At 39.8% G+C, this 19,158-nt stretch carries 20 protein-coding genes; 12 read left to right on the top strand and 8 right to left on the bottom strand.

The genetic code is table 11. The features are described 5' to 3' along the window. Positions 1-92 precede the first annotated feature (92 nt). Complete coding sequence (locus Q0K96_RS06350) at positions 93-1,628, top strand: SulP family inorganic anion transporter (RefSeq protein ID WP_297333167.1); 1,536 nt, start codon at positions 93-95, stop codon at positions 1,626-1,628. Here Q0K96_RS06350 and Q0K96_RS06355 read toward each other — a convergent pair. Both Q0K96_RS06355 and Q0K96_RS06360 read right to left on the bottom strand, forming a co-directional pair. Beyond that, on the bottom strand, positions 1,621-2,718 hold the full coding sequence (locus Q0K96_RS06355; protein WP_297333168.1) for an alanine racemase: 1,098 nt from the start codon (positions 2,716-2,718) through the stop codon (positions 1,621-1,623). The two genes, Q0K96_RS06350 and Q0K96_RS06355, sit on opposite strands and share 8 nt — an antisense overlap. Beyond that, complete coding sequence (locus Q0K96_RS06360) at positions 2,718-3,173, bottom strand: GNAT family N-acetyltransferase (protein WP_297333169.1); 456 nt, start codon at positions 3,171-3,173, stop codon at positions 2,718-2,720. The genes Q0K96_RS06355 and Q0K96_RS06360 overlap by 1 nt, the downstream gene beginning before the upstream one ends. Positions 3,174-3,315: 142 nt before the next feature. On the opposite strand from Q0K96_RS06360, the gene nhaA reads away from it, so the two are divergent. After that, positions 3,316-4,515 carry a Na+/H+ antiporter NhaA gene (gene nhaA, locus Q0K96_RS06365; protein WP_297333170.1) on the top strand — a complete coding sequence of 400 codons (1,200 nt, stop codon included), beginning with the start codon at positions 3,316-3,318 and terminating at the stop codon, positions 4,513-4,515. On the opposite strand, the gene Q0K96_RS06370 is transcribed toward nhaA, so the two are convergent. The 3 genes from Q0K96_RS06370 to Q0K96_RS06380 form a co-directional block, all read right to left on the bottom strand. Further along, entirely contained in the window at positions 4,505-5,860 is a 1,356-nt protein-coding gene (locus tag Q0K96_RS06370) for a TIGR00341 family protein (RefSeq protein WP_297333171.1), read from the bottom strand. The two genes, nhaA and Q0K96_RS06370, sit on opposite strands and share 11 nt — an antisense overlap. Positions 5,861-6,017: 157 nt before the next feature. After that, entirely contained in the window at positions 6,018-6,509 is a 492-nt protein-coding gene (ribH, locus tag Q0K96_RS06375) for a 6,7-dimethyl-8-ribityllumazine synthase (protein WP_297333172.1), read from the bottom strand. Positions 6,510-6,513: 4 nt separating this feature from the next. Further along, positions 6,514-7,290, bottom strand: coding sequence for a tetratricopeptide repeat protein (locus Q0K96_RS06380; protein WP_297333173.1), 777 nt, complete (start codon positions 7,288-7,290; stop codon positions 6,514-6,516). A 144-nt stretch (positions 7,291-7,434) separates the two neighbouring features. Between Q0K96_RS06380 and Q0K96_RS06385 the strand changes: the two genes are divergently transcribed. The 7 genes from Q0K96_RS06385 to Q0K96_RS06415 all read left to right on the top strand — a co-directional run bounded on the left by Q0K96_RS06385 (position 7,435) and on the right by Q0K96_RS06415 (position 12,573). Then, positions 7,435-8,514: a DNA replication/repair protein RecF gene (locus Q0K96_RS06385; RefSeq protein ID WP_297333174.1), complete on the top strand. Its 1,080-nt coding sequence runs from the start codon at positions 7,435-7,437 to the stop codon at positions 8,512-8,514. Between the two features lie 40 nt (positions 8,515-8,554). After that, a complete protein-coding gene (locus Q0K96_RS06390; protein ID WP_297333175.1) occupies positions 8,555-8,785 on the top strand; it encodes an addiction module protein in 231 nt (76 codons plus the stop codon). Positions 8,786-8,787: 2 nt separating this feature from the next. Next, entirely contained in the window at positions 8,788-9,069 is a 282-nt protein-coding gene (locus tag Q0K96_RS06395) for a type II toxin-antitoxin system RelE/ParE family toxin (protein WP_297333176.1), read from the top strand. Position 9,070: 1 nt separating this feature from the next. Beyond that, positions 9,071-9,745, top strand: a complete 675-nt coding sequence (locus Q0K96_RS06400; RefSeq protein ID WP_297333177.1) for a DUF2461 domain-containing protein — start codon at positions 9,071-9,073, stop codon at positions 9,743-9,745. Positions 9,746-9,776: 31 nt separating this feature from the next. Further along, positions 9,777-10,790: a UDP-N-acetylmuramate dehydrogenase gene (murB, locus tag Q0K96_RS06405; protein ID WP_297333178.1), complete on the top strand. Its 1,014-nt coding sequence runs from the start codon at positions 9,777-9,779 to the stop codon at positions 10,788-10,790. A 113-nt stretch (positions 10,791-10,903) separates the two neighbouring features. Further along, entirely contained in the window at positions 10,904-12,010 is a 1,107-nt protein-coding gene (locus Q0K96_RS06410; protein WP_297333179.1) for a glycosyltransferase, read from the top strand. Further along, complete coding sequence (locus Q0K96_RS06415) at positions 12,001-12,573, top strand: sigma-70 family RNA polymerase sigma factor (RefSeq protein ID WP_223053088.1); 573 nt, start codon at positions 12,001-12,003, stop codon at positions 12,571-12,573. The genes Q0K96_RS06410 and Q0K96_RS06415 overlap by 10 nt, the downstream gene beginning before the upstream one ends. Position 12,574: 1 nt before the next feature. Here Q0K96_RS06415 and Q0K96_RS06420 read toward each other — a convergent pair whose 3' ends face one another. Next, positions 12,575-13,462: a glycoside hydrolase family 25 protein gene (locus Q0K96_RS06420; RefSeq protein WP_297333180.1), complete on the bottom strand. Its 888-nt coding sequence runs from the start codon at positions 13,460-13,462 to the stop codon at positions 12,575-12,577. Between the two features lies 1 nt (position 13,463). Beyond that, on the bottom strand, positions 13,464-14,207 hold the full coding sequence (locus tag Q0K96_RS06425; protein WP_297333181.1) for a CDP-alcohol phosphatidyltransferase family protein: 744 nt from the start codon (positions 14,205-14,207) through the stop codon (positions 13,464-13,466). 185 nt (positions 14,208-14,392) lie between these two features. Between Q0K96_RS06425 and Q0K96_RS06430 the strand changes: the two genes are divergently transcribed. From Q0K96_RS06430 to Q0K96_RS06440, 3 genes are read left to right on the top strand one after another with little or no spacing between them, the layout of a single operon-like run. Beyond that, positions 14,393-15,382, top strand: a complete 990-nt coding sequence (locus tag Q0K96_RS06430) for a PorV/PorQ family protein (protein WP_297333186.1) — start codon at positions 14,393-14,395, stop codon at positions 15,380-15,382. 12 nt (positions 15,383-15,394) lie between these two features. Beyond that, complete coding sequence (locus Q0K96_RS06435) at positions 15,395-16,525, top strand: DUF4105 domain-containing protein (RefSeq protein WP_297333182.1); 1,131 nt, start codon at positions 15,395-15,397, stop codon at positions 16,523-16,525. Positions 16,526-16,550: 25 nt separating this feature from the next. After that, on the top strand, positions 16,551-17,282 hold the full coding sequence (locus Q0K96_RS06440; RefSeq protein ID WP_297333183.1) for a CpsB/CapC family capsule biosynthesis tyrosine phosphatase: 732 nt from the start codon (positions 16,551-16,553) through the stop codon (positions 17,280-17,282). 38 nt (positions 17,283-17,320) lie between these two features. Here Q0K96_RS06440 and Q0K96_RS06445 read toward each other — a convergent pair. Next, on the bottom strand, positions 17,321-19,158 hold a 1,838-nt coding region (locus tag Q0K96_RS06445), incomplete at its 5' end, for a polysaccharide biosynthesis tyrosine autokinase (protein ID WP_297333184.1).

The following is a 19,158-nucleotide window of genomic DNA, read 5'->3' on the forward strand; positions in this document are numbered from 1 at the left end:
TAAACAGGGAGACATCACCATACAACACTTTTTAATACAGATGATATGCATTGCCATGATGGTATATGCATGGCTTAACTTTAATTAACAGCATGAAAGCAATACTCAACCTTTTTGACTTTTCTCAGAAAATAAACTATAAAAATGAGATTTTGGCTGGGCTTACCGTAGCCATGACCATGATACCCGAATCGTTATCTTTTGCTATACTGGCTGGCTTTCCGCCGCTTGTGGGGTTGTATGCAGCCTTTATAATGGGGTTGGTTACAGCAGTATTGGGCGGCAGGCCCGGAATGGTATCTGGCGGTGCGGGTGCAACGGTTGTAGTACTAATTGCATTAATGCAATCGCATGGCATTGAATATGTTTTTGCTGCCGTAGCGCTGGCAGGTGTATTGCAGATACTTGTAGGGGTGTTTAAACTGGGCAAGTTTATAAGGCTGGTACCCAACCCGGTTATGTATGGTTTTGTAAACGGGCTTGCGGTAATAATATTTATGTCGCAGTTAGAGCAGTTTAAATCTGCCGGTGGAGGCGGCTGGCTAACAGGCACAACGCTGTATATAATGGCGGGGCTGGTAGCCTTAACCATTGCTATTGTTGTATTGCTGCCAAAGCTCACAAAAGCAGTACCCGCATCACTGGTTGCCATAATAGTAGTTTTTGCAATAGTTTTTGGTTTTGGTATAGAAACCAAAACAGTAGAAGACATTGCCTCTGTAAGCGGGGGTTTCCCTCCTTTTCATGTGCCTGATATAGCTTTCAATATAGAAACACTACAGCTTATATTCCCCTACTCGCTTATTATGGCTGCCGTTGGCCTTACCGAAGGGTTACTAACGCTTAGCCTTGTGGATGAAATTACAGGCACACGCGGCAACAGCAACCGCGAATGTGTGGCACAGGGCAGCGCCAACATACTTAACGGTTTCTTTTACGGAATGGGCGGCTGCCCCATGATAGCCCAAACACTGGTAAACCTTTCGGCCGGTGCACGTGCAAGGCTGGCAGGTATAGTTGCTGCACTTACTATATTGCTAATTATTTTGTTTGGCGCCCCTATTATTGGCAAAGTACCTATTGCCGCACTTGTTGGGGTAATGATAATGGTAGCGATAGGCACTTTTGAATGGGCGAGTTTTTCCATCATCAATAAAATGCCCAGGCATGACATTATTACCGGCATACTGGTTGCCGTTATAACGGTATGGCTGCATAACCTTGCGCTTGCTGTACTTATTGGAGTAGTAATATCTGCGCTTGTGTTTGCGTGGGAAAGCGCAAAACGCATCCGCGCCCGACATTATACGGACAGCGAAGGCGTGAAGCATTACGAAATTTACGGCCCGCTCTTCTTCGCTTCTACAACTGTATTTATGGAAAAGTTTGATGTAGAAGCTGACCCCGATGTGATAATAATAGATTTTAAGGAAAGCCGCATTGCCGATATGTCGGCTATAGAAACAATTAATAACCTTACTGCAAAATACAGCAAAGCCGGCAAGACCGTACACCTGCGCCACCTTAGTGAAGACAGCAGGCGCCTTTTAGCCAATGCCCGGGCAGTTGTTGATGTAAATATTATAGAAGACCCTACCTATAAGGTAGTTACAGATAAGGTTAAATAGCGGCTACCGCATCAGGTGTATTGATAATACGCTTTTCAATATATTTTGAATTCATTATGCGCACTATACCCATATAGTCCATAGTGAACTCAATTTTATCACCCACTTTATAATTTTTCGGGTTTTCACCCAGGTCAAGCACAACCATATCAGAGGTTGCCCCTGCATATTTAATATCAGTATCTGTGGGGTCAAGATGTTTCATGTCGATATCAAGTAACCCAATATCAATTATGGCGCGAACAGTAGTTTTCCCGTAATCTGATTCTTCAAAATTAAAGGTATCGCCTTCCAGGTTAGTACCCAGTTCACCTGTAGGCACTATTGGTTTTTCATACAACTCAATCACTTCAGCATACAGCTTAAATATATCATTCTCCATATGCTCAAAACGGTTATTGTTGTACACATCTGTCCCCATAAAAAGCGTTTCACCAACCCTGAAGTGGTTAATACCTTTGGGTATAAGCCCCTGCTGTACCAATGCAATAGTTACCGAAGAGCCCCCGGATATAAAAGGGATGCTTACATTGAATTTCGCCTCTACCAGCTGCTTGTACAGGCTTAACTGTATCAGTTTATCATTGTTGGGCAATATACCATATAGGCACGAAAGGTTGGTACCTAAGCCAATAATCTCTATATTCTCCATACGGAAAACACGGGAGTAGAAATCTACAAAATCATCACGCATTACGCCTTCCCTAAGCTCACCAAGGTCAATCATAATGATTATCTTATGCGTAACACCTTGTTTCTTTGCTTCTTCAGAAAGCATCTCTATCGTACGGAAATCAGTGTTCATACTGATATCAGCATATTTAATAACATCGCTTATAACACCTTTGGCAGGAGGCTTTATGTAAATGGTCTGCGCGTTCTTATCAATGCTCTTAATAACCCTTAGGTTACTGATTCGTGAATCGGAGTACTGGCTGATACCCATTTTAAGTAACTCTGCAAGGTAGTCGCGGTTACCACACAGTATTTTGGTAACTACCGACCAGTCGATGTTGTGATCTTTAAAAAAGCCGTTAAGGTAATCAAAGTTGCTTTTAAGTTTTTTGGTGTCTAAGGTTATAAATGCCATTACTTTACCTGTTTAAACCTCATTTCGAGGTATTTATTAGTAAAACCGAGGCTTTCATACAGTTTTTTAGCGGGATTATCAGGCTCTACGTGCAAGGCTATATCGCCGTTAACGGCGCCAATAGCTTCATGCATCAGTTTTTTGCCTATGCCCTGCCCCCTGTAATCAGGGTCGGTTGCAATATAAACCAGTATGTTTTCGGGTATATAACCGCCCATACCGGTCTCGTTAAGCACCACTGCACCCACTATCTTACCATCTGTTTTGGCGGTTAGAACATTCCCGCCTGTTTCGCGGTTAGCATGCAGTGTGTTCATGGCATATTGTATTGCCTTATGTATATCTTTTTCAGGATCTCCATACTGCTCAAGGCTTTTAAACAGGAAACTTACTGTTTCTTGCTGCTCATGGTCAGACATTGGCTCATCCTTAGAATATTTTTGAATGTTTATCATTTTATAAGGTTATTTTTACACAATTTGCAAGTTACCCCTTTAAAAACCGAATTAAAAGTTATAAATGTTAAAAAGTGTAAAAATTGGCTTACTAAACTTATTGATAACATGAAATACACTATGATTTCGTAATTTTGCGACTATGGCAAAACTCATCAATCTAAAAACGTTTAAGGAATTTTTTCGTTCCTCATCAGCAGGTGGAATTATCCTGCTTTTTTGTGTAGTAATATCATTAATAATAGCCAACACCAATGCGGGCGAAGGTTTTAATAACCTGCTTAGCACCGAAATTGGCTTTGCGAACGAGTCGGTACAATTGCGCTACCCGGTACTGTTGTGGATAAACGACGGGCTTATGGCTATATTTTTCCTGCTTGTAGGGTTAGAAATTAAGCGTGAAATTGTAGAAGGCGAACTCTCCTCGCTGCGCCAAGCATCTTTACCGGTGCTTGCAGCTATTGGCGGTGTTGTGGTTCCGGCACTTATCTATACTTTTTTCAATTATTCAGAATCTGATACTATACATGGCTGGGGAATACCTATGGCTACAGATATAGCTTTTGCACTGGGCATACTTTCATTGCTGGGAGATAAGGTACCATCGGGCATTAAAGTATTTTTGGCCGCCCTTGCCATTGTAGATGACCTTATGGCTATACTTGTTATTGCAATATTTTACTCTACCAACCTGCACTTAACCTACCTTATGTATGCCGCAGGTATATTCCTTTTCCAGATCATACTGAACCGTGCAGGGGTTAAAAATGTACTGTTTTATGTTATTCCCGGTATATTTATGTGGTATTTTATACACCATTCGGGCATACATGCCACCATTGCAGGCGTACTTACAGCGCTTACGCTGCCCACTACACCGGATGCATCTGAATCTCCGCTGGAAAAACTGGAACATATGCTTGCCAAACCGGTTAACTTTTTAATTATGCCCATTTTTGCCATAGCCAATACAAACATAACTTTTGAAGCCGGAATGGTGGAAGGTTTAGCCAGCAACTTAGGATTTGGTATTGTTTTAGGGCTGTTTTTAGGTAAACCCATCGGTATATTCCTTATGTCGTGGCTTTCGGTTAAATTTAAGATTGCCGAATTGCCTGCAGGCTCTAACTGGACACACGTGCTGGGGCTTGGGCTGCTTGGCGGTATAGGCTTTACCATGTCGATATTTATTGCCTTGTTGTCCTTTAAAAGTGAATTTTTTCAGAACGAAGCCAAGTTTGCCGTATTAACCGCATCCGTGCTTTCAGGAATATTAGGCTATGTAATACTTAATGTTTACAACAAAAAGCAACGTAAAAAAGCAGCAGTAACTACTTCTTAGCTTTCTTACCCGATTTATTGACAGGTTGTGGCGCAGGCGGCACAACTCTCCTGAATACAGCAACATCTTTTACAGAAAGCCTTTCGTTCATCCATTTGCGGAACTTTTCATTATCTGATGCGGGTAAAACTTCGGGGCTTTCATAAATTACGGCTGTTACCACAAAGGCACTGTCTTTTGCAGTTGCCATACTGTGGTTAGACACCGATAAAGAGGTGATTTCAGGGAAAATAGTTTTCGCTTCTTTCAGCAATTTCTGGTTATCAAAAGTGTTTTGCGCTATCTGTTTTTCAAGGGCAACTATCCTTAGGTCTTTCCGGTCAATTTCGTTCTCGGTGCTTTTAATCTCATTAAGAATATCTCCTTTAAGGGCGCTCAGCCTGTCGGTACTGTCCTGCCTTATGAGAAGATGCGTGCCCCGCAGGTATTTATTATCGCTTATCTGCTTTTCAAGCCTCGCAACTTCATCTTTTTCAAAACGTTTGGATAAAAATGCCAACTCAAGCTGCTTTGGTGAATAGCTTGTTTTTTTATAAACAACGGTATAACCTTTCTCTGTAAACTCATCGTTTATAAAATCATTAGTATTTTTAGTAAACTGCTGCTGCCTGTATAGAGAATAGGCAAGGTAACTGCTTGGCACCAGCATGGCAATTATTAAAACAGTAATGGATATACGTACCTGTTTTTGCTGCTTTTCGTTTACCTGCTTTACGGCAGGATAGCCTAAGTATTTAACGATAAAAAAAGTAGAGATTCCTATAAAAACACAGTTAATGCAATATAGGTAAAAAGCGCCTAAAAAATAGCTGATTTGCCATGTGGCAAGCCCGTAACCTGCAGTACACAAAGGCGGCATAAGCGCTGTTGCTATGGCTACGCCGGGTATCGGGTTTCCTTTCTCGGTACGGGTTACAGCAATAACCCCTACTATACCGCCAAAAAAAGCAATTAGTATATCATATATGTTAGGCGAGGTTCGCGCTAAGAGTTCCGACTGCACGTCTTTAAAAGGGCTGGCAAAGAAATAAACAGTAGAAACCGTAAGGCTTACCAAAGTAGAATTAAGCAGGTTCCGTAACGATTTACGCAAAAGGCTGAAATCATAAACACCAAGTGCAAACCCGGCGCCCACAATAGGGCCCATTAGCGGCGATATTAACATTGCACCTATAACCACTGCGGTAGAGTTTACATTAAGCCCTATAGAGGCTATTATAATAGCGCAGGCGAGTATCCATAGGTTAGCCCCTTTGTAGCTGATGTTCTTCTTTACGCTTTCAAAGATCTTTTCGCGGTCGTCTTCACCTTCATGAAGGTTGAACAGGGAAGTAATTTTGTTCATAAACATTATACTGCTTAAACTATAGCAAGATAAAAATAGCAATTTTAGCCGCAGCAGCAAGAATTATCCTGCAACACAGTTAAACTTTAACAGCTTTTTTAAAAAACAAAAACCTTCCCGTTAAAGGAAGGCTTATATTATTAGTTACTTTTTGCGACTATTCTGTTTCTCTTTTCAGGTTAGCCATTATAACCGCTGCCACAGCGGCTTCGGTTCCTTTGTTACCGTGCGTTCCACCGCTCCTGTCTATTGCCTGTTGCAGGTTATTATCAGTAAGTACACAAAAAATAACAGGTATATCTGTCTGCACATTCAGGTCTTTTATCCCCTGCGACACAGCCTCGCATACAAAATCAAAATGCTTGGTTTCGCCCTGTATAACACTGCCAATAGCTATAACAGCATCTACTTTTTGGGTTTGTATCATGCGCTTGCAGCCGTATATCAGCTCAAAGCTGCCGGGTACATCCCAACGGGTAATATCGGCTTCATTTGCACCAAGATCTAAAAGGGCCTCAACAGCGCCATTGTAAAGGCCGGTTGTTACATTAGTGTTCCACCCTGAAACAACAATCCCAAACCGAAAACCTTTCGCGTTTGGGATTGTGTTCTTATCATATTCTGATAAATTCTTATTTGCTGTAGCCATATGCTTATTCGCTCATTGCAATATAACCGTCTATAGAAGTAGCTTCGGGCGATGCTGTGTAGCTGTCTTTTATTTCCTGGAAATATTTAAGTGCGTCTTGTTTTTTGTTAAGCGTTAAAGCTGCCTGTCCCGCCTTGAAAAGGAAACGTGGCCTTGTAAGGTCGTTCTTGCTTGCATCTGCAGCCTTTACATAATACTCAAGCGCATCTTCTGTTTGGTTTACCTGTACAAAAGCATCACCTTTAGCGCCAAAAGCCATTGCTTTAAGCACTTCGTCTTCTGTAGAAAACTCGTCAAGCTGTGCAACTGCCTCTTTATATTTACCTGTATTAAGGTAAGCCATACCTGCAAAATAATGTGCTATGTTGGCAGCATCAGTACCGGAGTAATTATCTATAATACCAAGAAAGCCCAGTTTCCCCTCTCCGCCGTTAAGCGACAGGTTGTACAAAGAGTCATTAGCTGTTTGTGCATCTACAGCCTGTGTAAAATATTGCTGTGCCTGAAACATTTCATTGGCAGCTTCTTCTTCTTTAGGTGTTACAACAAACTTATTGTAAAGCAGGTATCCTATTGTAACAAGGGCAATGGCACCAATTATTGAAAAGATTATTTTCTGGTTTTTCTCAACCCACTCCTCCGTTTTTGAAGCGCCCTGGTCTAAACTTTCAAAAACCTCAGCAGTAGTACTGTTATCGTCAAAAGTTTGCTCAACAGGTTCAACTTCTTTTACCTCTTCCGGTTTAGGAGCTTTATATCCTCTTTTGTTATAAGTAGCCATTTATTATAATTTTGTGAGCCGCAAAAATAAAATTTTTATTCAATAATAAAATATCTTTTTGTCGATATTTTTCGATAATTTGCGGCTTCCTTATTAATTACCGCCAATTTATACAAGGTTCTCACAATCAGAAGCCATTTCATAATGTACTTAAAGAAATTATCACTTCTCAATTATAAGAACATTGCCGAGGCAGATTATGAGTTTGATGCCAAAATAAACTGTTTTGTGGGCAAAAACGGGGTAGGCAAAACGAATGTGCTCGATGCGGTGTACCACCTTGCCTACGGCAAAAGCTATTTTAACCCGCTTGCATTACAGAATATAAAACATACCGAAGACTTTTTTGTAATAGACGGTGTTTTTGAAAAAGAAGAGCGCAACGAAAATATTGTTTGCAGCCTGAAACGCGGCCAGAAAAAGGTACTGAAGCGCAACGGGAAGCCTTATGAAAAGTTCAGTGAACATATAGGCTTTATTCCGCTTGTAATGATATCGCCCAGCGATAACGACCTTATTACGGAAGGCAGCGAAACCCGCCGCAAGTTTATAGACAGCGTTATATCGCAGCTTGATGCGGCTTATCTGCAACAACTAATCAATTACCAAAAGGTAGTATCGCAGCGCAACGCGCTTTTAAAGTATTTTGCCCTGAACCACACTTTTGACAAAGACACACTTGGCATTTATAATGAGCAGATGGCAGCGTTAGGCCACGCTGTTTTTGAAAAGCGAAAGCAGTTTTTACAGGATTTTATACCCATTTTCAACAGCCATCACCATAATATAACAGGCTCTGAGGAGACCGTAACATTAAAGTATGACAGCCAGCTTTATGAAAAGCCGCTTTCTGACCTGCTGGATGAAAACCTGCAACGCGACAGGGTGCTGCAATATACAAGTATTGGCATACACAAAGACGATCTTTCTTTTGAGATTGAAGAGCATCCTATAAAAAAGTTTGGTTCGCAGGGGCAGCAGAAATCTTTTCTTATAGCACTTAAACTGGCACAGTTTGAGTTTATAAAAAAGCAAAGCGGCGTACTGCCGATATTACTTTTTGATGATATTTTTGACAAACTGGATGAAACCCGGGTAGAAAAAATTGTGCAGATGATAAACAATAAAACCTTCGGGCAAATCTTTATATCTGACACGCACCCCGAGCGTACAGAAAACATAGTGAAAGCTACCCACCAGAGCTACAGGATATTTAACTTGTAGCAGATGTGTTTTTTAATTAAATTCGTAAAAACTTATCATCATGAACCTTCAGTACATATTAGATAGTAAAGGAGAAACAACAGGTGTTTTTATCCCTATTAAAGAATGGCTCTCATTTAAAAAGAAATTTAAAGGTATTGAAAGTGAAATAACAGAAATACCCGACTGGCATAAACAGGAAATAGACAGGCGCCTTGAGGGTATTGCCGACGGCAAAACAGACCTGCTGGATTTTGAAGCAACAATTGATGAACTTGACAAAGGTCTGTAATTTTGAAAATTATAATTACTAAAGAAGCTAAAGCTGAATTAAAAGCTTCTGCTGAATGGTATGAGAACAGGCAAAAAGGACTCGGTAAAAGATTTCTAAAGGCAATAAAGGAAGAAGTTTCTTTTATAAGTAAAAATCCTGATGCGGCAGTTACTCGCTACAAGGATGTCCGCACTACCGCAGTGTCAATTTTTCCTTACCTTATTCATTATTACATAAAAGAAGACTCGATAATTATCATTGGTGTACTGCACACCTCCCTTAATCCTGTAAACAGAAAATAATATGGCAATACCAACTGAAGTCCTTGATTTTATTACCGATCTAAAAGATAACAATAACCGCGAGTGGTTTCAGGCCAACCAAAAACGCTATAATGAATATAAAAAAGCCTATAAAAACATTACGGAGGCTTTTATAGCTGAAATCAGTAAAGGCGATCCGTCATTACAACAACTTGAATTTAAGAGCTGTACTTTCCGCATTAACCGCGATATACGCTTCAGTAAAGACAAGTCGCCTTATAAAACCAACATGGGCATGTGGTTTTCGGCAGGCAGCAAACACAATAACATGGCTGGCTATTATGTCCACATAGAAAAAGGAGCAAGCTTTATTGCAGGAGGGCTTTATTGCCCCCAGGCCGACGAACTGAAAAAAACACGCCGTGAAATAGCCGGATTTTATGAAGACCTTGAAGAAATAGTTGAAGATAAAAACTTTAAAAAGATATATGCAGGTTTTGACCGTGACGAAAACAATACACTAAAAACCGCACCTAAAGATTACCCTAAAGACCATCCGGCAATAGAATTTCTTAAGCTGAAAAGCTTTACTGCAACAGCAAAAATTACAGATAAAGAACTGGAAAGCGATAATTTTGTGGCAGAAACTTCTAAAAAGCTTTTGGTGTTAAAACCTTTGGTGGAGTTTATAAACCGTGGACTTACCACCGAATAAATAGCTTACTTTTGCGCTCAAATTACAGATCATGCAAATCAGCACCAATTTTAATTTAAAAGACTATAATACATTTGGCATTGCTGCCCATGCAAAAGAATTTATATCGGTAAAAACTACAGAAGAGCTTGCAACTGTTCTGGCGGAAAACAAAGGCAGAAAACTTTTTATACTGGGTGGCGGCAGCAATATGCTGCTTACGCAGGATGTAGATGCGCTTGTTATACATATCAATATAAAGGGAAAACAAATTACCGAACAACAAAATGGTTATGCGCATGTTAAAGCAATGGCAGGCGAAAACTGGCATGAGTTTGTTCTGTTTTGTATAGAGAACAATCTGGGCGGGCTGGAAAACCTGTCACTCATTCCCGGTAATGTGGGCACAACCCCAATACAGAACATTGGCGCCTATGGCACAGAGATAAAAGATACTTTCGTGTCTTGCGAGGCAATGGATATAGCCACTCAGGAAATAAAGACTTTTACAAAAGAGGAGTGTGAATTCGCCTACAGGGAAAGTATTTTTAAAGGCAGGCTGAAAGGCAAATACATAATTACTTCTGTAACCTTCAGGCTTACTGAAAGAGACCATAAAATAAATACTGCTTATGGGGATATTACCGACAAATTAATTGATAAAGGTATAATTGTACCCACCATTAAAGACGTAAGCGATGCCGTAATAGCTATAAGGCAGAGTAAACTGCCCGATCCTAAAGAACTGGGCAACAGCGGTAGCTTTTTCAAAAACCCTATTGTGCCTAAAGCTTTGTTTGAAAAAATACAGGCACAACATCCGTTAATGCCATATTATGTAGTATCAGAAACCGAAGTAAAAGTACCTGCCGGCTGGCTTATAGAGCAAAGCGGCTTTAAAGGCAAACGCTTTGGCGATGCAGGCGTACATACCAAACAAGCATTGGTAATTGTTAATTATGGCAATGCTACCGGCCGCGAGCTACTGGACCTATCTAAAAAAATACAGGAAACCGTTCTTGAAAAGTTTGGCATACAAATAGAAGCCGAAGTAAATATCATATAACTTTCAGCTTTAGTTGATAAATCAAATTTTTTATAAAAAACTAAAAGCTGAAAGCTTACCGCTTTGTTACTTTTAACTAATTTTGCGGCTGTAGAAAACAGCCATCACCTTTTATGCTTGACATTACTTTCTATGTGTTTGTGGGTATAACCGTACTGCAACTGGTTTACTATCTGGGTATATTCGGAAAGTTCGCCTTTTCCAAACCCAAAGAATCCAATCCTAAAAAAATTCCCGTTTCGGTAATTTACTGTGCTAAGAACGAAGCAGAGAAAGCAAGGCAGTTTGTTCCGCTACTGGCAACACAAAATTATCCTGACTTTGAGCTTGTACTTATAGACGACGCTTCATCTGACGAGACACTGGATGTCTTTGAGGAGTTTGAAAAACAGTATCCTAACATAAGGCTGGTTAAGGTAGAAAACAACGAAGCTTTTTGGGGGAATAAAAAATACGCGCTCACATTAGGCATTAAGGCTGCATCTAAAGAATATTTATTGTTTACTGATGGTGACTGCTATCCTGCTTCTGCAGACTGGATTGCGCAAATGAGTTCGCATTTTACACTTAAAAAAACTATAGTATTGGGCTACGGGGCTTATGAAAAAATTAAAGGCTCATTCCTTAATAAAATTATCCGTTTTGATGCCGTGCTTACCGCAACACAGTATTTTGCATGGGCTAAACTGGGCAGGCCCTATACCGGCGAAGGCCGCAACCTTGCCTATAAAAAGGAAGAATTTTTTAAAGTGAACGGTTTTATAGACCATATGAATATCCGCACTGGTGAAGATGCCCTTTTTATAAACCAGGCAGCACGCAAGCATAACACAACCGTTTGTTTTACACCTGACAGCTTTACCTATTGCGAACCTAAAAAAAATTACAAAGCCTGGTTTTACCAAAAACGCAGGCAGGAATATACCGCATCGTTTTTCAGGGCTTCAGATAAATTTCAGCTAAAGTTGTTCAGCATCAGCCAGGTCATGTTTTTTATACTGTTTATTGCGCTGCTTGCACTTCAGTATAACTGGATGTTTGTAGTGCCTGTTATAGCATTGCGCTACCTGTGCAGTTGGATTGCCTTTGGCTACAGTGCTGCTAAACTGAAAGAAAAAGATGTGGTGTACTGGTTTCCGGTTATAGAAATTATCCTTATCTTCACAAGGGTAAATGTTTTCTTCACCAATATGTTTTCAAAACCGGTACATTGGAAATAAATTCAGCGCTTATACAGCAAAATATAGCCAAAGCCAAAACAGGCGACCAGGTGGCTTTTACATTTCTCCTTGATTTTTTCTGGAATGAGGTTTATGGTTTTATGCTGAAACGCACCCAGAATGAAACCGATACCGAGGATATTGTTATAGAAACTTTTTCGAAGGCTTTTGACCGGATAAGTACCTATAACCCCGAGTATGCCTTTAACACCTGGCTTATAGCTATTGCTAAAAATGTGCATATAGATATGTTGCGCAAAAAGCGCTCTTCGCTATTTGTAGATATAAGTGAGGACGATGACAGGCGCGCCTATAATATTGCTGACGAGTCGGCATCTGCTGAGGATGAGTTGATACAGGAACAAAACCTTTCCAGGCTGCTGGAGTGTATTAAAAAGCTAAAGCCGCAGTATCAGGAAGTAATACAGCTACGCTACTTTCAGGAGCAAAGCTATCAGGAAATTGCTAACCAGCTTAATGAGCCGCTAAATAACATCAAGGTAAAACTGCTAAGGGCGAAAAAGCTGCTGGCCGATATCATCAAGAACAAAGGCAACTGCTGATTTACTTTTTAACGTGAGTAAGGAGGCTCTCCAGGCTGCCGTTGTAAATATTTACATCTACATTGCCCTCAATACCCTTTATTTGTGCCTGGTCTGTAAATTGCCAAAACAGCCATTCCTTTTTTATATCTTCCTCAAAAAAACTGTAATTGGCTATCCAGACCCTGTAACCGGAAAATTCTTTCTTAAGAAAATCTGTGTAAAAGCTCTCACCACTATACAGTATCGGCTGTATGCCATAATGTGCCTCTACCCTGCCCAGCCAGCGTTGCAATCCAACTTTCAGGCTGTCCATACTTTGCCGGTTAGGTATCTTTTCTATATCAAGCACAGGTGGCAGGTCGCCTTTAGCCAGTTTAACGGTTTTTATAAAATGCTCTGCCTGCACAAGCGAGTTCTCGTCTGGCCTGTAGTAATGGTATGCGCCGCGAATGTAGCCGTTCTCCCCCGCTTTTTTCCAGTTGTGGGTAAAGCGGGTATCTTTACCGTTTTTACCGGCTGTGGCGCGCATAAATATAAAATGTAGTGGAAATTCTTCTTCTGCCTTTTGTAATTCTTCCCAGTTAATGCGTCCTTGGTAGTGCGATACATCAATACCAAACACTTTATCCTTATTTCGACCTACAATTTCATAAATACGCAGGTCGGCAAGCTTGCGCTCTTCTTTGGTAAGCGCATCTATATTTTTATCGGTTTTAAAACCAAGGTAATACAATAGCCCGTTATGGTATTTGTAGGCAACAACAAGTAGTACAGCAATAAAAACGAGAATAACCCAACGCTTTGCTTTTTGCCAGGAATGAGGCTGTTTGCTTTTGCGGGCAGACCTGCGCTTGGCCACAGGCTTTTTCTTTACTACTGTTACTTTTTTAGGCGCAGGGCGCTTCATGCTACACTGCCTTTTTTTCTGAAAGTTTGTTATTGAATACTGACAGTATAACGTATGACAATATAATTAGTGGTATGCCCAGATACTGGAAAAAGAAAAGCAATAGCACCGAAAGTACTAAAAAGAAAATCTGTATCTTATTTGTTTCCCAGTTAAAGTACTTAACCTTAAGCGAAAAAAGCGGAATTTCAGCATTTAACAAAAACGCGCTAAGCAGGCTTATGCCTACCAGTACATAGGGGTTAGAAAGTATATCGAAAACAAACCCGGTACCGTCGGAATGATTTAAAATAACCGGGAGGCTTATTATAAGCAATGCATTTGCAGGAGTCGGCAAACCGATGAAAGACTCGGTCTGGCGTGTGTCAACATTAAATTTAGCAAGCCTGTAGCATGAGCCTATTGTTATTATAAAACCAATGTATGGCAGCAGGTTCATATAAAAATTGTCAGGAGCATAGGTTTCGCTAAGTTCATATATATTCTCCAGCATTTTATACATCACCACACCCGGTACCACACCACTGGTAACCATATCGGCTAACGAGTCGAGCTGTAACCCGATTTTGCTTTGTGCATTTAAGATACGTGCAAAGAAACCATCCCAGAAATCTAAAAAAATACCGATGCATACCCATATAAATGCCATTTGCAGGTTAGTGTCAAAAGCATAAACAAGGGCAACAAGCCCGGCAGTTAAATTAAGTAAAGTAATAATGTTCGGAACGTGTTTCCTTAAAGGCATAGCATGTAATTTTTTATAAGCACAAAGTTAACACAATAAGTTAATTGAAATGGAGTTTAGTAATTGAGAATTTTATGTCATATTTGCACAAATTAACAGCATTGAACAGGTTTTTAATTTTTTTATCATTTCTTTTACCCGTAATTACTTACGGACAGTCTGTAAGGAAATACTCCAACGAGTTTATGAACATAGGCGTAGATGCGGCGGCACTCGGCATGAGCAATGCCGTTACTGCACACAGCGCCGATGTTAACTCAGGTTATTGGAATCCGGCAGGGCTGCTAAAGGTAAAAGACAAGCAGGTAGCGCTAATGCATGCCAGCTACTTTGCCAACATAGCACAGTATGACTATGCAGGCTATGCCATGCCTATAGACGACCGTTCGGCTTTTGGATTCTCTGTTATCCGCTTTGGTGTTGATGACATCCTGAATACCACCCAGCTTATAGACGATGAAGGTAACATCGACTACAACCGCATCAGCCTTTTCTCTACCGCTGATTATGGCTTTACGATATCCTACGCACGTTCTTTACCTTTGGATGGGCTAAACTATGGTATTAATGCCAAGGTTATCCGAAGGGTTATAGGCAAGTTTGCCGACTCATGGGGGTTTGGTTTTGATATTGGGCTGCAATACCAAACGAAGAACGACTGGATGATTGGCCTTATGCTACGCGATATTACCACTACCTACAATGTATGGAATATTGATGAAGAAGAATATGAAACCATAGCCGGTGCTATACCCGGCGAAAACCAGGAACTGCCTGAAACATCTGAAATTACATTGCCTAAAGCACAGCTTGGCTTTGCAAAGAAATTTATAATCAGGTATGATTACAGCATACTTGCTGCTGCAAACCTTAATATGCAGTTTGCACAGACCAATGATATTATATCTTCTGAGATTGTAAGTATAGACCCGGCAGTGGGTTTTGAGTTTGGGTATATAGACCTTGTTTATCTTCGTGCAGGTGTAGGTAATTTCCAGAATATAACCCAGATAGATAATTCTGAAAAACTGAGCTTTCAGCCCAACATCGGTCTTGGGTTTAAGTATAAAGGTATTGCAGTAGATTATGCCCTTACAGATATTGGCGACCAAAGCGCTGCACTTTATTCAAATATTTTTTCACTTAAGGTAGATTTAGGTACCTTTATACGGTAAAAACCTAAACCAATGCGAAGCACCTTATTTGCACTGTTACTACTCACCATTTGTTTTTTACCTTTTACAGCAAAGGCCCAGCTTGAACTTACAGAGCAGGCAAAAGTTACACTGCTTACCTGTGGCCCCGGAGAAGAACTATACTCCACATTCGGGCATACGGCAATTCGTATTGCCGATTATGGCCGTGGATTAGATATTGTATATAATTTCGGCACTTTCGATTTCAGCACTCCTAATTTTTACCTGAAGTTTGTAAAGGGCGACTTACACTATTTTGTATCGGTAACATCTTACAGAGAGTTTTTACAGGAATACGAATATTACGGCCGTTCGGTACAGGAGCAGGAGTTACTGCTAACCCAGCAACAAAAGCAAAATGTAGCGAATGAGCTAAATAACATTTTACTGTCTGACCGCAGGTTTTATACCTATAAGTTTATAGACCGTAACTGTACAACTATGGTTGCCGATATTATTGCCGCTAATATAGAAGGAACAATATCAGATGAAACATCTGATAAAGGTAAAACCAACAGGGAAATCATTTACAGTTACCTTGGTAACCACTTTTACGAAAATCTTGGCATCAATCTTATTTTCGGATATAAAACAGACAAGATAAGCGATAAGCTTTTCCTGCCTCAGGAACTGTTAGAAGGCATCTCGAACACCAATATTAATGGTAAACCACTTGCTGCGCAGGCAGAGCTTGTAAATGCGGCACAGCCAAAGGTGAAGTCATTTACCTTCTGGAATAGTTTTTACAGCTATGCACTTGCAATTTTACTATTAATGTGGCTAACACGATATAAAGTTATACGATTAAGCTATATGGCAATTACAGGATTGATAGGCTTGTTCTTTTGCACGGTAGGATTTTATTCTTTTCATGATGAAATTTCACAGAATTATAATGCATTACTCATTAATCCGCTGTTCTTATTATTGGTTATACTAACCTTTGCAGGTAAAACAAAAGCAGTAAAAACTCTTTGTTATATACTGCTTGCCTGCTTTGTCGTTTATATACTGTTTATGCTTAATAAGCCACACCTGTTAATCGTGTTACCGCTGCTTGCGCTTAATACCACAATACTATTGCGTACTTTGCGTATAAGCCCAAGCACTAAAAGCATTTAACTATATTTGTATAAACTAACAACAAATGCTTTTTTTTAAGAAACCTAAACCAAGGCTTTGCGATATCATTCCCGATGGATATGTAGATATACATTCGCACCTGCTGCCGGGCATAGATGATGGTGCCAAAGATGATGAAGACACTACAAGCCTGATTACTATATTAAAAAGCTACGGATTTGGCCAGTTCATAACTACCCCACACGTACTGACAGGGGTATGGAACAATACAAAAGAAGATATACTTACCAAAGAGGTAAGTACAAAATCCATTTTTAAAGATGCCGAAGTACCGTTTAAAACTGCAGCCGAATATATTATTGATGATACTTTTGCAAAGCTATTTAAGGAAGAGCAACTGCTGACACTTAAAGATAATTATGTTTTGGTAGAAATGTCTTACCTGAACGCCCCGCTAAAGCTATATGAGGTTCTTTTTGATTTGCAGGTGGCAGGCTATAAGCCTGTACTGGCACACCCGGAAAGGTATTTGTTTTACCTGCAAAATACAGATGAATACAAAAAACTTAAAAAAGCCGGATGCCTTTTCCAGATAAACCTGCTATCGGTTACGGGTTACTACGGCAAACCCGTACTTGATATTGCAAAAAAGCTTATTGAAGAGGACATGATAGACTTCTGTGGATCTGATGTTCACCACGAACGTCATGCAAAGTCATTTGAGAATCCGATATTGCTTAAACAATATGGCAATCTTGAGCAGGCATTAAAAAATAATTCCTTCTTTACTATATAAAGAAGGAATTATTGTATTGTGGTGAGTATAACTAAGAGTTAATTCTTATTACGCCCGAATAGCTTATCAAAAAAGCTTCTCTTCTTAATTTCCGGGCCATAACCGTATCCGTAACCATACCCATAGCCGTAACCATACCCATAACCGTAGCCTTTTTTATGATCAGTATCGTTTAGTACAATAGCCATGTTAGGCAGTTTCTTTTCTCTGTATAGTGTTTCAGGTATTACCAACATCTGTTTTTCAAGGTGGTTAGCCCTTGCCACATAAACAACAGAGTCTGCATATTTAGCAATTACAACAGTATCGGTTACAAGGCTTACAGGTGCGGTATCTACAATTACATATTCGTATTCTTTTTTAAGCTCGGCAAACATTTCGCCTACCTTATCGCTCATTAAAAGTTCGGCCGGGTTAGGCGGTATAATTCCAGGAGGCAGTACATCAAAATTTTCAAGACCCGGTACACTTACAATATAGTTATCAAGAGTAGTATCGTTAGTCGAAAGGTAGTTACTTAAACCTTTAGCCGGTAAATCAAGATATTCATCCAGCTTTGGGTTACGGATATCCATACCTAAAAGAATAACTTTTTTACCCGACAGTGCTATTGTTGCAGCAAGGTTTACTGATATAAAGGTTTTACCTTCTTTTGGTATTGTAGAGGTAATAAAAATTGTTTTTGCAATGCCCTGCGGCAACTGCCCAAGTATAAATTCAAGGTTTGTCCTTACAATCCTTAATGATTCAGCAGTATTAGACCTGCTGTTAAGGCTTATCAGTTCGCTGCTGTTATCTGTGCTGGATACATCTCCAAGGTAAGGAATAGTTAAATGCCTTAAATCATTAGCTGTATGTATCTTGGTATCAAGCAGGTCTTTTATGTAAATAATACCGAAAGGCAGCATGAGGCCTATTAAAAATGCTGCCATAAGTATTATATTCCTTCTTGGCGAAACCGGGATATTAGAGGCAAGCGCAGGATCTATAATTTTGGCGTTAGGCGCTGTAGAGGCGAGAGCAATAGCCGTTTCTTCTCTTTTTTGTAATAAATATACAAACAGGGCTTCTTTTAAATTTTGCTGTCGTGCTATAGATTTATATTCCCTTTCCTGAGTAGGAATTTCAGCAATTTTCGAATCAAGCCTGTTTTGTTGTGCGGATAAATCCCTTCTTTTGATAAGAAGCGTACTTTTTAAGCGTCCAAGGTTGGCAAGAACATTCTCCTTTAAAGATTCTAATTGTGCATCAACTTTCTGCAACCTATCATTTTCATCAGTTGCCCCGGCGTTAGACCATCGGTTGCGCTTTAATACCAAAGTGTTGTACTCAGCAATTAATGAAGGTGTAAGGCTTGGATCTACTGCTGTAGAAGACAATACATTGGTAGGTATAAGGTCGGTATTGGAAGAACTTTTAACATAGCTGATTAAAGATTCCACCACACTCAACTGTGTTTCGGTTTCTATAAGCGCTTTTTGAAACTCTGATGCGTTTTCAAGAAACAGACCGCCTTCAGATGTAATATCTGTAACCTTGTTTTGTATTTTATATTGTTCGCCCTTTTTTTCTACGTCACCAAGTTCAGCAGATATTATTTTAAGCCTTGCATCTATAAACTCTGCTGTGTTTTTAAAAACCTGGCTTTTATCTTCTACCGCATCTTTATTATAGTTTTCTATAACTTTATTTAAAAAGTCTTCGGCCCTGGTTTTAACGGGATCTACAATTGAAAGCTGAACTACACTTGTGCGCTCACTTATCAGTTTTACGTTAAGTTTCGATTTAAATGATGAAGTTACAGAAGACAAAGGCTCAATATTAACCGATATCTTAAATTTTGAATTGTCTTCTGATTTATTAATTATTGTAAATG

This window comes from Flavobacterium sp., from assembly GCF_024305175.1.
GTDB lineage: Bacteria > Bacteroidota > Bacteroidia > Flavobacteriales > Flavobacteriaceae > Flavobacterium.

What these genes read in the sequence shown, in the direction of transcription:
- nhaA (WP_297333170.1), top strand. Translation starts at nt 3,316, where the DNA reads ATGGCAAAACTCATCAATCTAAAAACGTTTAAGGAATTTTTTCGTTCC.
- Q0K96_RS06390 (WP_297333175.1), top strand. Translation starts at nt 8,555, where the DNA reads ATGAACCTTCAGTACATATTAGATAGTAAAGGAGAAACAACAGGTGTT.
- Q0K96_RS06440 (WP_297333183.1), top strand. Translation starts at nt 16,551, where the DNA reads ATGCTTTTTTTTAAGAAACCTAAACCAAGGCTTTGCGATATCATTCCC.
- Q0K96_RS06370 (WP_297333171.1), bottom strand. Translation starts at nt 5,860, where the DNA reads ATGAACAAAATTACTTCCCTGTTCAACCTTCATGAAGGTGAAGACGAC.
- Q0K96_RS06360 (WP_297333169.1), bottom strand. Translation starts at nt 3,173, where the DNA reads ATGATAAACATTCAAAAATATTCTAAGGATGAGCCAATGTCTGACCAT.
- Q0K96_RS06400 (WP_297333177.1), top strand. Translation starts at nt 9,071, where the DNA reads ATGGCAATACCAACTGAAGTCCTTGATTTTATTACCGATCTAAAAGAT.
- murB (WP_297333178.1), top strand. Translation starts at nt 9,777, where the DNA reads ATGCAAATCAGCACCAATTTTAATTTAAAAGACTATAATACATTTGGC.
- Q0K96_RS06425 (WP_297333181.1), bottom strand. Translation starts at nt 14,207, where the DNA reads ATGCCTTTAAGGAAACACGTTCCGAACATTATTACTTTACTTAATTTA.
- Q0K96_RS06355 (WP_297333168.1), bottom strand. Translation starts at nt 2,718, where the DNA reads ATGGCATTTATAACCTTAGACACCAAAAAACTTAAAAGCAACTTTGAT.
- Q0K96_RS06420 (WP_297333180.1), bottom strand. Translation starts at nt 13,462, where the DNA reads ATGAAGCGCCCTGCGCCTAAAAAAGTAACAGTAGTAAAGAAAAAGCCT.
- Q0K96_RS06410 (WP_297333179.1), top strand. Translation starts at nt 10,904, where the DNA reads ATGCTTGACATTACTTTCTATGTGTTTGTGGGTATAACCGTACTGCAA.
- Q0K96_RS06350 (WP_297333167.1), top strand. Translation starts at nt 93, where the DNA reads ATGAAAGCAATACTCAACCTTTTTGACTTTTCTCAGAAAATAAACTAT.
- ribH (WP_297333172.1), bottom strand. Translation starts at nt 6,509, where the DNA reads ATGGCTACAGCAAATAAGAATTTATCAGAATATGATAAGAACACAATC.
- Q0K96_RS06430 (WP_297333186.1), top strand. Translation starts at nt 14,393, where the DNA reads ATGAACATAGGCGTAGATGCGGCGGCACTCGGCATGAGCAATGCCGTT.
- Q0K96_RS06380 (WP_297333173.1), bottom strand. Translation starts at nt 7,290, where the DNA reads ATGGCTACTTATAACAAAAGAGGATATAAAGCTCCTAAACCGGAAGAG.
- Q0K96_RS06385 (WP_297333174.1), top strand. Translation starts at nt 7,435, where the DNA reads ATGTACTTAAAGAAATTATCACTTCTCAATTATAAGAACATTGCCGAG.
- Q0K96_RS06435 (WP_297333182.1), top strand. Translation starts at nt 15,395, where the DNA reads ATGCGAAGCACCTTATTTGCACTGTTACTACTCACCATTTGTTTTTTA.